Below are 13704 nucleotides of genomic sequence, written 5' to 3'. Positions count from 1 at the left end.
CCCGGCTCCGCGAATCCCTCGGATGTCCAAGCCCGAAACCCCGCAGGCTCAGGCCTGACGGGGCTTTCGGTGCGCTACTGCAACCTGACCGACACGCTCTCGCTGGCCCCGGTCGCATCGATGACCGATATCCGCATGAAGCCCTTGCCGGGCGGCTGCCAGGCGGTTTCGCGGCGGCGCTGCGGGCCGGTGACCGGCGTGCCGTCGACCAGCCAGGTATAGGGCGGGGCGCCGCCGGCCGCCTTGAGGTTGAGCTGGCTCCGCCCGTCGAGGCTCGCGGCCGACAGGTCGATGCGGGCGCCGTCGGGCGGGAAGGCGAGCTTGAGCGTCGGCGTCGTCATCGCCATGACGGTCTTCGGCACATCCTGCCTGAGATGCCTGAGAGGCGGCGGCAGATGGCTGGTGCTGGCGACGATGGCGTCGGATGGCTGCGGGAAGGGTCGCTGGTCGATGCCGAGCCGGGCGAAGGCGTCGAACAGGATCGGCGCAGCCACCGTGCGGCCGACGAGGCCGGGCACGGCGCCATTGTCGGCTCGGCCGACCCAGACGCCGATCGTGTGCTTGCGGTCGAAGCCGACGGCCCAGGCGTCGCGATAGCCATAGGAGGTGCCGGTCTTGTAGGCGATGCGACCGGGCACGGCGTTGAGCGGCGGCGGCGCGCCGAGCAGCGTATCGGCGACATACCAGGCAGCGACGGGGTCGACGAGGCGTGGCGCGGGCGGGCTCAGCCCGGCCTGTTCCTTGAAGCGCAGCGGCACCAGTTCGCCGCCGCGCGCCAGCCCGACATAGGCGCGGGTCAGATCCTGCAGGGTGATGCCGAGCCCGCCCAAGCCCACGGCGAGGCCGGGCGCGCCGCTCTCCTTCGGCATGGCCAGCGCGATGCCGGCATCGCGCAAACGCGAGACGAAGCGCTGCGGGCCGAGCGCCGAGAGCAGCTCGACCGCCGGCACGTTGAGCGAGAGCTGGAGCGCCTTGCGGGCGCTGACCATGCCCTGGAAGGTCATGTCGAAATTTTCGGGGATGTAGATGCCGTAGCGCGCCGGGCGGTCCTCCAGCATCGTCTCGGGATGGGCGATGCCGTTATCGAAGGCGAGCGCATAGATGAATGGCTTCAGCGCCGAGCCCGGCGAGCGCAGCGCCCGCGTCAGGTCTAGCGAGCCCGCCCGCTCGGCCGCGAAATAATCGACGCCGCCGACGGAGGCCCGGACTTCGCCGGTCTCGTTGTCGACGGCGAGGATGGCGATCGAGACTTGGGGTGCCAGTCCGAGGCTGCGTTCGCGGGCGAGGCCTTCGAGGGAGGCCTGCAGCCGCGCGTCGAGCGCGAGCTTGTGGACGCGCAGCGCCGGTGCTTCCGCTACGACCTGCTCGGCGACATGCGGGCTCAAATTCGGGAAGGGGCGGCGCGCGGTCGGGATCGGCTCGTTGCGGGCAGTGGCGACCTCGTCCGATGTCGCCAGCCCGGCCTGCTCGACGCGCTCCAGCACGCGCTCGCGCGCCCTGCGGGCGGCCTCGGCGAAACGGTCCGGCCGGCGCGTCTCGGGCGATTGCGGGAGGGCGACGAGCAGAGCTGCCTCGGCAGTGGAGAGCCGCTTCGGCTCCTTGCCGAAATAGGCGAAGCTCGCGGCGCGAACGCCTTCGAGATTGCCGCCGAAGGGGGCGAGCGTGAGGTAGAGGTCGAGAATCCCTGCCTTGTCGAAGCGCCGTTCCAGCTCGACGGCGCGCACGGCCTGCCGGAGCTTGGCGGCGAGCGTTCGCTCCTCGCGCGGTTCGAGCAGCCGCGCGACCTGCATGGTCAGTGTCGAGCCGCCGGAGACGACGCGGCCATTCGCCAGCATCTGGCTGATGGCGCGCAGCATCCCGAGTGGATCGATGCCGGCATGGCCGTCGAAGCGCTTGTCCTCGAAGGCCTTGAGCATGGCGAGGTAGCGCGGATCGACGTCCTCGCTGGTGACGGGCAGCTTCCAGCGCCCGTCGGCGGTGAGGAAGGGCCGCAGCAGCTTGCCCTCGCGGTCGAGCACCACGGTCGAGCGCTCGGCCGCGGCCGAGAGGTCTAGCGGGGGCAGGGAGCGGGCGTAGAGGGCGAGGGCGCTGGCTCCGGCGATAGCTGAGACGGCGAGTGCGCCCGCGGCGATCTTCAGTTTGCGAAAGAGCCCACGGTGCGCCGTCATGCTCGGGCTTGACCCGAGCATCTCCTTGTCGAGATTCTCGGGTCTGCGCTGCGCTTCGCCCGAGAATGACGGATGGGGCGTCTCCTTGCCCATCACCGCGCCGAACTGATCTCCACCGCGCCGAAGCCCGTCCGGCCGAAGCGGTCGGGCCGGTACATGTCCTCGATCACGGCGGCGGGGGAAACGTAGCGTCCGGGCGAGACAGCCCGCGCGATATAGGCGACCGTGTAGGAGAGCTTGTCGGTCTTCGAGCCCGAGCGCTCGAAGGCCGCGACATAGCGGTCGTCGCGCGACTCGGTATGAACTGGCGAGACCTCCTGCTTCAGCCAGTCGAGCCCCGCGACCGAGGCGCCCTCGGTCAGGTTGGCGTTCTCGATCTCCAACCCGGCCGGGACGGGGTCGACCAGCAGCAGCCTTCCGTAGCGCGGCGCGCCCTCCGTCACTGTCAGCGCCACGACATAGCGCTCGTTCTGGCGCAGGCGCGAGGGATCGACCCGCTCGCCCTTCATCGTGTAGATCACCCGCTCCAGCCCGAAGCCCTGGTTCAGTGCCGGTTCGGGCGCGCTCGGGATGCCCGCCACGGTGATCACGGCTTGCGCGCTGGCCGCACCGGGATTGGCGATGGTCAGCGACTTCGCCTCCAGCGCCTCGGCCGAGAGCGTGCGGTAGAGCGCGCCCTTACGGGCCGTGCCGTCCATCGTCAGCGTCATGCCCTCGGCGTCCTTGGCCATGGCTTGCGCCGCCAGCACCATCCACATCTGCTCCTGCGTCGAGGTGTAGCTGTAGCGGGCGCTGTTGCGGGTGGCGTCGAGGATCGAGACGGCGCGGCTGATGTCGGCGCGCTCGCCATTGGCCTCCGCGATCAGTGCGAGCACGCCGGCGCCGTCGCGCAGTCGCGAGCCGTAATCCGGCCGCGAGAGACCGTCATCACCAGCCTGCTGCAAGAGCCCGAGCGCGCTGGTGAAGGCGGCGCGGCCGCGGCCGCGGTCGCCCAGCGCCGAGAGCGCCGCGCCGATCTGGGCGCGGGCGAGCGGGGTCGCGAAATCGCCAAGCTTGTTGTCGGCGAGATAGCGCAGATCGCCCATCACCGGCCGGCCGTTGCGGGCGAGCACATAGAGCGCATAGGCGATGCCGGCGGCTTCCTCCTTGTTGATGTCGCCTGTGTTGACGACCTGGTTGCGCAGGCGGTCGAGCGCGAGGTTGAAGGCGATCTGCGGCACCGCGAATTGTTTCTCGCGAGCCCGCGTCAGGAAGTCCGCGACGAAGGCGTCGAGCCAGAGATCCTCGCCGCCGACGCTCCACAGGCCGAAGGAGCCGTTGCCGCCCTGGCGGGTAAGCACGCGCTCGATCGCGTTCTGCACGCGTTCGTCAGCCTTGTCGTCGAGGGCGAGCTGCTCCATCGAGGCGAGCTGATTGACCGCTAGCAGCGGCAGGGCGCGCGAGACGGTCTGCTCGGTGCAGCCATAAGGGTAACGGTCGAGCGCCTTGAGCAGGGCGGGCACGTCGAGCGAGCCGAAGGGCGAGACAGTCACCGAGACCTGGCCGGAGTTCGGCACGAGATCGGCCATCAGGTCGGAGGAGACGGTGATCGCCCCGCCATTGCCGGGGATGGCCCGGACGATGCGGCGCGCGATGGTCGCGGCCGAGGGCTGCACCCTGACCGCGAGGTTCTGCACCGTGCCGATGCCGTTCGGGCCGGATACGCGCACGTCGAACTCGGCGCGGCCGAGGCCGGCGGCGGTGACCGGGATCGTCATCTGCGTCTTGGCGCCGGCCGCGAGCTGCATCGTGCGGCGCGTCGCGTCGGCCGCGACCACCACCGGGCCCTTCACGTCGAGATCGACGGTATAGGCGCCGGCAGGACCCTCGACATTGTCGACCTGCAGATGGAAGCGCGACTGGTCGCCGATGGCGAGGAAGCGCGGCAGCGTCGCCTGCGCCACGATCTGGTCGCGCACGATCACGTCGGCGCTGGCCTGGCCGGTGCGCCCGGCCGACCAGGCGACGCCCATTACGCGGACCGAGCCGTTGAAGGCGGGCATGTCGAAATCGACCTTGGCGGTGCCGTCCGGCCCGACCTTGACCACGCCGGAATAGCGGGCGAGCGGCTCCTGCGTCGGCTTCTCGCCATCCATCTTGGGTGCGGCGTCGCCGCCGGTGCGGATCGCGCCGCGCGTGCCCTGCATGCCGTCGATCAGGTAGCCGTAGAGATCGCGCAGGTCGTGGCCGAGCTGGCGCTGCCCGAAGAAGAATTTGCTCGGATCAGGGCTCTCGTAGCGAGTGAGATTGAGGATGCCGATATCGACGGCGGCGAGCGTGACATAGGCTTCCTCGCCGGCCTTCATGCCGGTGACCTTGACCGGCAGCGAGAGCGTCGAGAGCGGACGCACCAGCTGCGGCGCGCCGAGATCAACAGCCAGCGTGCGCTGTTCCTTGCCGATCTGGAACCAGGACAGGCCGATGGCGCGGCCGGGCAGGCGCTTGGCGGCGGTATCCATGGGCCGATGCGCGAGCACGACGAGATAGGCGCTGGCGCCCCATTCCGCTTTCACCGGGATCGAGGCGGTGGTGCCGCCTTCCGCGATGTCGATGGTACGGATATCCGCGACCTTGTCGGTGATCACCGCGAGCGTCGCCTTGCCGGCGAAGCGCGGCGAGAGGCGGAGCTGCAGGCTTTCGCCATCGGCGTAGGAGGCCTTGTCCAGCGCGACGTCGAGCACATCCGGCGTATCCGCCGTCTTGTCGCTCTCATAGCCGACGCTGAAGGAGACCGAGGTCTCGGCGGCCTCGTTGCCGTCAGAGGTCACGTCGAGCCGGTAATTGCCCCATTCGACGGGTGCCGCGATCTTGGCGCCTGCGGCTTCCGCCACCGCGATCTCGCCATCGGCGACACGGCGGGTGGTCTTGACGCCCTCATAGTTCCAGCGGCCGTCCTGGAAGAACCACTGATAGTTGCGACGGACCTTCGACAGCACCCATTTGACGCCGGGGCGGGCGAGACGCTTGCCGTCGCCGGTGGCCATGATGACTTCGAAATTCGCGGTCTGGCCGTTGCCGAGATCGCCGTCTCTGAAGAGCTTCTTCACGCCGATAGCGGCGCCCTTGGGCACGATCGGCAGGGTGACGGAGCGGGCGATGGCGCGCCCGCCGGGTTCGCCGACGCGCACGGTCATCTCGACCTCGAGCGGGCGGTTGGTGTCGGGCTGCTGGACCGGGTTGGTGATCACCGCCTTGCCGGCGGCGTCGGTCGTGGCGCTCTCCTCGAACTCGCTCTGGACCGGCTCGAACTCCTCGTCGGTGAGCCCGACCTGATAATCCTTGAAACCAGGGATGGCGCTCGCGCCCGCCGCGCGGATGGTCATCGAGCCGGTGACGTCGAGCGCGGAGCCCGGCGCGCCGTAGAGATAGCGCGCGTTGACGTTGAGCTCGGCCGGCTCGCCGGCCTGCAGCAGCGGCGTCTTGGGCGACAGCGTCAGTTCCAGCCGTTCGGGGACATAGTCCTCGACGAGGAAGGAGGTCTCGCCGATCGCCTGCCCCTTCGGGTCGGAATAGGCGACGACGCGCCATGTCCCGGTCGCCGCGCCGGAGACGAGCTGGATCGAGTGGGCCCGCCCACCCGCGCCCTGATCCTCGACCTGGCGGCGGCGATACTCCACGCCATCCGGGCGCTTGACGACGAGGGTCAGCGGCAGGCCGGTGACGGCCGCACCCTTGGCGTCGCGCAGCAGCGACGTCAGATAGACCGTCTCGCCCGAGCGATAGACGCCGCGCTCGGTATAAAGATAAGCGTCGAGCCCGGCCGGCGCGACGCGGCCCTTCACGCCGCGATCGGACAAGTCGAAAGCGGTCTGCTTCAGGTCGAGGAAGCCGTAATCCTCGGCGAGCGAGGCGGTGACGAGGCCCGGCGCATTGCCCCCCTGGCCCTTGCCCAATCCGGCATCGAAGCGGGCATAGCCATTGGCGTCGGTCCTGGCCGTGCCGAGTACCTCGTTGTTGCGGGCGACCAGGCGCAGTTCCGCATTGGCGACGGGCTTGGCATCGGCCAGCGAGCGGGCGAGCACATGCACGCCGTCGGGGCCGGTGAAGGAGGTCAGGCCGAGATCCGAGACGACGAACCACTGCGTCGCCCGGGTGGAGCCATCATCATAGTCGCCATCGTCGCCGGAGGGCGCCGCGACCGGCCCGCCCGAGGGCTTGGCGAACATGACGTAGACGCCGGGTTTCAGGCTGCCGACAGCCTCCGTTACCGGGAAGGCGGTGATCACGTCCTGATTGAGCTCGGACTTCACGTCCATCGTGCCGGTCCAGACGCTCTGGCCCTTATCGCCCGAGATCTGCTTGGCGGAATAGGAGCCGAGTTGGCCGAGGAAGTCGTCGGAATGGACGGAGTTGATCAGGTTGCGGTCGCCGATGCGCATGACTTCGAGGTCGAGCTTGCCGGAATTGACCGAGACGACCGGAATGCCCTGCTGGCCGGTGCGCGGCAGCACGTAGTTCTTGCCGGTGAAACGCACGGAGGGGGTGCGATCGCGGACATAGATCTCGTAATCGGCCGATTTCAGCAGGGTTTCGTCGGGGATGGCGGAGGGCACGCCTTGGCGGATGACGATGGCATAGCGCTCGCCATGCTTGAGGCCGTCGACGCAGATCTGTTTGTCCTCGGCGCTGACAGCGAAGTCGCCTTTCCCTCCGGAGATCGCGACATAGGGCGCGAAATCGACGCGGCCCCGTGCCAGCGCCTCCGAGAATTCGAAGCAGGCGCGGGGCGAAGCGGCGTCTGAATCGGTCTTGTTGGAGATCAGGCGGAAGCCGCGCTTCTCGCGCAGGCTCTCATAGGAGCTTTGCAACGCTGGATTGGCGGCGAGGTCGAGGCTGAGGCGATAGCTGGTCAGCGCCGGGCGCCAGAGCTCGTTCTTTTCGAAGGTGCGGGCGAGCACGCCCAGCGACGCCGCCTCGTCACTGCGGTTGGTTGCTCGGCTGTAGGCGAGGTAGGCGGCGCTGATCGCGCGCTCGCGCAATTCCCAGCGCTCGCGATAGTCGCGCGGCTCGATGGCGTTGGCGGCGCGCGCCATCAGGCGCCAGCCGGCGGCATTGCTGGAATCGGCGACGATCGCGGCATTGGCCTGGGGTAGGGCGGCGCGGGCGTCGCCACGGGCCAGCGCGATCTCGCCGGCCCGGATCGCATCGGCGGCGGAGCGGTTCCCGGCCGAGACCTCGCGCTTCAGGCGCTCCTCCAGCCGCTGCCCATCCGCGAGCAGGTCGTTTCGGACATAGGCCTTCTGCGCGAAGGCGGGTGCGGCTGCGAAGACGAGGCAGAGGGTGAGCGCGAGACGGGATAGCAGGGTCATCGTCGTTCCTCTTCGTCGGCCGCCCGCCAGCGTCGCCGGAGATTGCCTCGGGCGGATGACGGCGTGAGCGGGGCCGGCAGGCTATCACCGCCCGGCGCGCGTTCAAGTCATGCGAATGCAGGTCGCGGGGTGAAAGCTGAAGGGCCATCTCTTCGGGCTTATTGAACTCCGCCGTCATTCCGGGACTTCGCGATAGCGAAGGGACCGGAACCCAGAACCGATGCCCTTTCGACAGAAAGCTCTCTGCTCTGGCTTCTTCTATCGGCCGCACCGGTTCTGGATTCCGGGCTCATGCCTGGGGCATGACCCGGAATGACGGGCGTCTCGGTTGCGGCGCCACGCATTCTGACGCTCAATGCAGCCGCTAGTCCGTTTTCCAAGGATCTGATGATGCCGCGCGCGCTTCGTCCTCATTCGCGAAAGAACTCCGTCGCGGCCGCCGCGCTGGCGCTCGCGATGCTGGCGGTGCCGCTTGCGGGTGCATGGGCGCAGGCTCCCGGCGCGCCGGCTCAGGCTGCCAATCCGCAGATGGCGGCGGCGCAGGCGAGCTTCGAGGCGCTGCCCGAGGCCGAGCGCAAGGCGATCCAGTCCGACCTGATCTGGGCCGGGCAGTTCAACGGCGCGGTCAGCGGCTCGTATGGTCCGCTGACCTTCCGGGCGATCAACGCCTTCAAGGGCGCGCGCGGCCCGGCCGACGGGGTGCTGGCGCCGGCCGATCGAGTCGCCCTGGCGAGGGCCGCGCAGGCTGCGCGCGATGTCGCGGGCTTCCGCGTCCTGGCCGACGACAAGACCGGCGTGCAGATCGGCATTCCCTCCAAGCTCCTGCCAAGGCGCGACGCGACGCCCACGGGCGGGAGCCGCTGGCAGAGCCTCGACGAGAAGGTCACGCTCGACACCTCCGCCTCGCCGCCCGGCGAGGATCTCGCCGTGCTGTTCGAGAAGGCGACCGCGCTCAACCCGAACAATCCCGGCCGCAAGATCACTTACAAGCTGCTGCGCCCCGACTTTTTCGTAGTGACGGGCGAGACCCCGACCGGGCGGTTCTATCGCCGCCTCTCGGCCGGGCCGCAGGGCTTGCGCGGCTTCTCGATCGGCTACGACAAGGCGCTGGCGCCGACCGTCGACAAGCTCGTCATCGCCATCGCTGCGAGCTTCGAGCCGTTTCCGAGCGGTGCGGTCCCGGCCGCGCCCTCGGCCGTCGCCGGCACGGCGAGCCCGGCGCCCGGCCTGTCGTCGCTGATGCCACCGGCCGCGCGTAGCAACGAACGCTACGGGGTCGCGCTGGCGCTCTCGGACAGGACGGCCCTGAGCGCAGCCGTCGCCGTCGACGGCTGCCGCAGCCTGCGCGTCGGCGGACGCACTGCGAAGCTGCGGCTGAAGGACGATGCGAGCGGGCTCGTGCTGCTCGATCTCGATGGCGCCGGTACGGCCAGGCTGCCGGGCCTGCGCACCGAGGCGCCAAGCGCGGAGGAGGCGTTGGTTCTGGTGGCGTTCGGCGACGATGCCGGCAAACGGGCGGCCGTCGCCCTGCCGGGGCAGAGCGTCCAGGCGGGTGGCAAGCCGGCGCTGCGGGCGCCGCTGCAGCCCGGGCAAGCGGGCACCCCGGCCTTCGACCGTCAGGGCCGATTGGTCGGTGTCGTCACGGATAATCCCTCCGACAAGGTGCTGATCGCGGGCGTCGCGCCGCAGCGCAGCTATGCGCTTGCCAACGGTGCGGCGATTCAGGCGATGCTGACCAAGGCTGGCGCCTCGCTGCCGCCGGCCGCGGCCGGCTCCGACCTCAGCACCGGCGCGGTGGTGGAGCGGGTCACGAGCGCGGTCCTGCCCGTCATCTGCGGTCTGTGACATCGGCCAAAATGAGGTGTTGTCACCCGCCGCGCGATCGGCTCAGATAATCGCGTCACACCAAGGGCGCCCCGTTCAAGGACGAGGAGCGCCCGGACACTAAATCGATTTAGCGGAGGAGATGGGGAATGAGCGATTTTATCGACAGGCGTAGTGTGCTCAAGGGAGCCGCGGCAGCGGGCGCGGCGAGCCTGATCGCGGCGCCGGCACTGGCACAGGCCAACTGGCCGAACCGGCCGCTGACCATGGTCTGCCCCTGGGGCGCCGGCGGCGGCACCGACGCCACCGCGCGCATCGTGGCGCAGCTTCTGGAGAAGGACCTCGGCCAGCCGGTCAATGTCGTCAACCGCACCGGCGGCTCCGGCGTCGTCGGCCATTCCGCCATCGCGACGGCGGCGCCGGACGGCTACAATATCGGCATGCTGACGGTCGAGATCGCCATGATGCATCATCAGGGCCTGACCGAGCTGACGCCTGCGAGCTACGTTCCGCTCGGGCTGATGAATGAGGACCCGCCGGGCGTGCAGGTTTCGGCGTCCGGCCCTTACAAGGACATCAAGGGGCTGGCGGACGCGATCAAGGCGGCGGCTCCCGGCAAGCTCAAGGCCTCCGGCACCGGCCAGGGCGGCATCTGGCATCTCGCGCTGATCGGCTGGCTCGTTTCCATGGGGCTGAAGCCGGACCATGTCGCCTGGGTGCCCTCGAACGGCGCGGCGCCGGCGATGCAGGATCTCGCGGCCGGCGGCCTCGACATCGTCACCTGCTCGGTGCCCGAGGGGCGCGCGATGATCGACGCCGGCAAGGCCAAGTCGCTGGCGATCATGGCGAGCGCGCGCAATCCGCAGTTCAAGGACGTGCCGACACTCAACGAGACGCTCGGCGTCAACTATTCGATCGGCGCCTGGCGCGGTATCGGCGCGCCCAAGGGCCTGCCGCCCGAGATCGCGGCCAAGCTGACGGCGGCGCTGAAGAAGGCCTTCGACTCGAAGGACTACCAGGACTTCATGAACGCGCGCGGCTTCGGCATGAAGTTCGCAGACGGGCCGGGCTTCGCCTCCTTCATGGCCGAAAGCGACAAGTCGATGGCCTCCGCCATGAAGGCGGCAGGGCTCGCCAAGGGCTAGTCGGCGCCAGACCACGACGCCGGGAGCAAGAAAGCTCCCGGCGTTTTCGTCTCTTCACGATCAGAATTCCAAGGAGGTTGCCCCTTGCAACTATCCGACCGCATCACCGGCTCCGCCCTCGCCGCGCTGGGGGCTGCCGCGTTCCTTTACGGCTCGCGATTGCCGCCGGTTCCCGGCCAGCAGGTCGGACCCTCCGCCTTTCCGATGGTCGTCGGCGCGGGGCTCGTGCTCTGCGGCGGGCTGATCGTCTTCGGGATCGGCCGGCATTTCGAGGAGGTCGCCGAGGCCGATGTCGTCAGCCATGCGACGCCGGAGGAACTCGCGCCGCTGCCGGCCTGGCGCAACTGGCTGGCGCTGCTGCCGCCGGCCCTGCTCGCCTTCTACGCGCTCGTCTCGGAGACGCTCGGCTTCCTGCCGACGGCCGCGATCATGGTGCTCGCCGCCAGCCTCGCCTTCGGCGCCAAACCGAAGCTCGCGGTGCCGCTGGCGATCATCGCGCCCTTCGCGATCAACCTGATCTTCCTCAAGCTGCTGCGCGTACCCCTGCCCGGCGGCATCCTGCCCTTCCCCTGGTGAGCGAGGCCTGACGATGGACACCGTCATCAAGGCCTTCGGGCTGGTTTTTCAATTCGACGTTATGATTGCCATTGTGGCGTCCGCCTTCTACGGCCTGACCGTCGGCGCGTTGCCCGGCCTCTCCGCCACCATGGCGACGGCGCTGCTCGTGCCGGTCACCTTCTATCTCTCGCCGATCGCGGCGGTGGCGACGATCATCACGGCCTCCGCCATGGCGATCTTCTCCGGCGACATTCCGGGCTGCCTGCTGCGCATCCCCGGCACGCCGGCCTCGGCCGCCTATACCGACGAAGCCTATGCGATGACGCGCAAGGGCCAGGCCGAGACGGCGCTCGGCATCTGCCTGTGGTTCTCGGCGCTCGGCGGCATCGCCGGCACGCTCTCGCTGATGCTGATCGCGCCGCTGCTCGCCGAGATGGCGCTGTCCTTCTCGACCTACGAGAACTTCTGGCTCGCCATGCTCGGCCTGATGTGCTCGACGCTGGTCGCCCGGTCATCGCCGATCAAGGCGATCGCGGCGATGCTGCTCGGCCTGCTCATCACCTGCGTCGGCATCGACAATCCCGGCGGCGTGCCGCGCTTCACCTTCGGCTCGACTGATCTGCTGGGGGGTATCGAGCCGATCCCTGCGCTGGTCGGCGTCTTCGCTTTGGCCGAGGTGATGCGGGCGCTGACCGAGCGCGAGCCGCCGAAGATCGAGAACCGGCGCCTCGGCTCGATCCTCAAGGGCCAGTGGCAGCTCACCAAGGAATATCCGAAGCAGCAGGCGCGCGGGAACATCGTCGGCATCATCATCGGCGTGCTGCCCGGCGCGGGCGCCGACATGGCGGCCTGGGTGAGCTATGCGATGTCGAAGCGCTTCTCGAAGACGCCGGAGAAGTTCGGCACGGGGCACCCGGAAGGGTTGATCGAGGCCGGCGCCTCCAACAACGCCTCGCTGGCCTCGGGCTGGGTGCCGGCGCTGCTCTTCGGCATCCCCGGCGACACCATCACCGCGATCGCCATCGGCGTGCTCTACATGAAGGGGCTGAACCCCGGGCCGACGCTGTTCACCCAGCAGGCCGAGAGCATGTACGCGCTCTACATCATCTTCATTCTCGGCAACATCATCATGATTCCCTTCGGCATCATCATGATCCGGCTGGCGAGCAAGGTCGTCGGGGCGCCGCGCTCGGCGGTGATGCCGGTCATCATGATCTTCTGCGCGGTCGGCGCCTTCGCGACGGCCGGCAACAACCTCTTCGCCGTCTGGTGCGTCGCCTTCTTCGGCCTCTTCGGCTTCGCGATGGAGAAGAACGGCTATCCCGTGGCCGCCATGGTGCTCGGCATCGTCATGGGCACGATGGTGGAGCAGAGCTTCGTGACGTCGCTGATCAAGTCTGATGGATCGGTGCTGCCCTTCTTCGACAGGCCGGTCTCCTCGGTGCTGGCATCGATGACCTTCGCGGCGCTGCTCTGGCCGGTGTTCTCCTGGACGCGCGACTGGCTCAAGGGGCGGCGCCGGGCGGTGGCGGCCTGAGGGTACGCAGGCAGGTTCGCGGGGAAACACTGCCGTCATTCCGGGGCGGGCCAAAGGCCCGAGCCCGGAACCCATGAACACCACGCTATTCCAGAAGCGTCGTGCTTGCCCTTGTGGCGAGCATCCACGTCTTGAGCACTGACCTCGACGAAGAAAGACGTGGATGGTCGGGACAGGCGCGACCACGACGGAAGCGCCGTGTTCATGGGTTCCGGGCTCAAGCGCTCTGCGCTTGCCCCGGAATGACAGCTGCGGCTTCGCGAGCGCCCCGCTGCTACTTCTTCAGGAACGCCGCGAAAGCCGCCATGGCTTCGGCCGAACGCAGGCGCTCGCCGAAATGGTGCGCCTCGGTACCGATGGTCTCGGCCACGGCCTGAGCCGAGCCGCGCTTCAGCAGCATCTTCGTCAGCGCGACCGATTCCGGCGGCAGCGCCGCCAATGTCTTGGCCTTGGCGAGCCCGGCTTCCAGCGCCGTGCTCTCCTCGACCACCGCATTGACGAGACCGGCAGCTTCAGCAGCCTCGGCGCCGAAAGGCTCGCCCAGCATCAGCAGTTCGGCCGCCTTCTTCGAGCCGGCGACGAGCGGCAGGAGATAGCTCGACCCGCCCTCCGGCGAGAGGCCGAGCGTGACGAAGGGCAGGCGGAAGGTCGCGGTGCGGCCCGCGAAGGCGAGGTCGCAATGCAGCAGCATCGTCGTGCCGATGCCGACGGCGAAACCCTCGATGGCGGCGACGATCGGCTTCTTCGCAGTCGAGATCGCATTCAGGAAATCGATGGCGATGGTCAGGCCCTGGCCCGTTGCGGCGGCGGCCGCGAAGTCCTTGATGTCGTTGCCGCTGGTGAAGCAGCCGCCAGCGCCGGTCAGCAGGATCGCGCGGATCGAAGCATCGGCCTCGGCGGCGACGATGGCGGCGATCAGCCCGGCATAGCTCGTGCGGTCGAGCGCATTCTTGCGGTCGGGCCGGTTCATCGTGATCTGCACGACGCCGGCCGCGACGGTTTCGCTGATGACACTCTCGCTCATCGATCCGCTCCTGATGGTGTTGCCGGGATGGCATGCGCTTTCGGGAGGGGTCAAGCGCGGCCGGATGCGTCTTTCGTCGCCGCGCGCTTGACATCGCGCG

The 13704-nt window shown here is 68.9% G+C and carries 7 protein-coding genes; 4 read left to right on the top strand and 3 right to left on the bottom strand.

The window, feature by feature from the left end; all coding sequences use genetic code 11:
* Positions 1 to 74: 74 nt before the first annotated feature.
* The gene (pbpC, locus tag AC2FAN_RS07905) at positions 75 to 2168 is read right to left on the bottom strand and encodes a penicillin-binding protein 1C (protein WP_485173320.1); all 2094 of its coding nucleotides are present in this window, start codon (positions 2166 to 2168) and stop codon (positions 75 to 77) included.
* Between the two features lie 92 nt (positions 2169 to 2260).
* Complete coding sequence (locus AC2FAN_RS07900; RefSeq protein ID WP_485173319.1) at positions 2261 to 7516, bottom strand: alpha-2-macroglobulin family protein; 5256 nt, start codon at positions 7514 to 7516, stop codon at positions 2261 to 2263.
* Positions 7517 to 7906: 390 nt separating this feature from the next.
* Between AC2FAN_RS07900 and AC2FAN_RS07895 the strand changes: the two genes are divergently transcribed.
* The 4 genes from AC2FAN_RS07895 to AC2FAN_RS07880 all read left to right on the top strand — a co-directional run bounded on the left by AC2FAN_RS07895 (position 7907) and on the right by AC2FAN_RS07880 (position 12580).
* Positions 7907 to 9361, top strand: coding sequence for a S1 family serine peptidase (locus tag AC2FAN_RS07895; protein ID WP_485173318.1), 1455 nt, complete (start codon positions 7907 to 7909; stop codon positions 9359 to 9361).
* A gap of 128 nt (positions 9362 to 9489) precedes the next feature.
* Positions 9490 to 10485 carry a tripartite tricarboxylate transporter substrate binding protein gene (locus tag AC2FAN_RS07890; protein ID WP_265051408.1) on the top strand — a complete coding sequence of 332 codons (996 nt, stop codon included), beginning with the start codon at positions 9490 to 9492 and terminating at the stop codon, positions 10483 to 10485.
* Positions 10486 to 10569: 84 nt separating this feature from the next.
* Positions 10570 to 11061 carry a tripartite tricarboxylate transporter TctB family protein gene (locus tag AC2FAN_RS07885; RefSeq protein ID WP_476806416.1) on the top strand — a complete coding sequence of 164 codons (492 nt, stop codon included), beginning with the start codon at positions 10570 to 10572 and terminating at the stop codon, positions 11059 to 11061.
* Positions 11062 to 11074: 13 nt separating this feature from the next.
* Positions 11075 to 12580, top strand: coding sequence for a tripartite tricarboxylate transporter permease (locus AC2FAN_RS07880; protein WP_476806415.1), 1506 nt, complete (start codon positions 11075 to 11077; stop codon positions 12578 to 12580).
* Positions 12581 to 12854: 274 nt separating this feature from the next.
* On the opposite strand, the gene AC2FAN_RS07875 is transcribed toward AC2FAN_RS07880, so the two are convergent.
* Positions 12855 to 13604: an enoyl-CoA hydratase-related protein gene (locus tag AC2FAN_RS07875; protein WP_485173317.1), complete on the bottom strand. Its 750-nt coding sequence runs from the start codon at positions 13602 to 13604 to the stop codon at positions 12855 to 12857.
* Positions 13605 to 13704 lie beyond the last annotated feature (100 nt).

This window comes from Allobosea sp. RIT-PG3_2, assembly GCF_057321085.1.
The sequence above is the reverse complement of the archived record's forward strand: the minus strand, read 5'-3'. Positions and strand labels throughout refer to the sequence as shown.

Excerpts from the sequence above, each read along its gene's own strand:
- pbpC (WP_485173320.1), bottom strand. The coding sequence starts at position 2,168 with ATGACGGCGCACCGTGGGCTCTTTCGCAAACTGAAGATCGCCGCGGGC.
- AC2FAN_RS07900 (WP_485173319.1), bottom strand. The coding sequence starts at position 7,516 with ATGACCCTGCTATCCCGTCTCGCGCTCACCCTCTGCCTCGTCTTCGCA.
- AC2FAN_RS07895 (WP_485173318.1), top strand. The coding sequence starts at position 7,907 with ATGCCGCGCGCGCTTCGTCCTCATTCGCGAAAGAACTCCGTCGCGGCC.
- AC2FAN_RS07890 (WP_265051408.1), top strand. The coding sequence starts at position 9,490 with ATGAGCGATTTTATCGACAGGCGTAGTGTGCTCAAGGGAGCCGCGGCA.
- AC2FAN_RS07880 (WP_476806415.1), top strand. The coding sequence starts at position 11,075 with ATGGACACCGTCATCAAGGCCTTCGGGCTGGTTTTTCAATTCGACGTT.
- AC2FAN_RS07875 (WP_485173317.1), bottom strand. The coding sequence starts at position 13,604 with ATGAGCGAGAGTGTCATCAGCGAAACCGTCGCGGCCGGCGTCGTGCAG.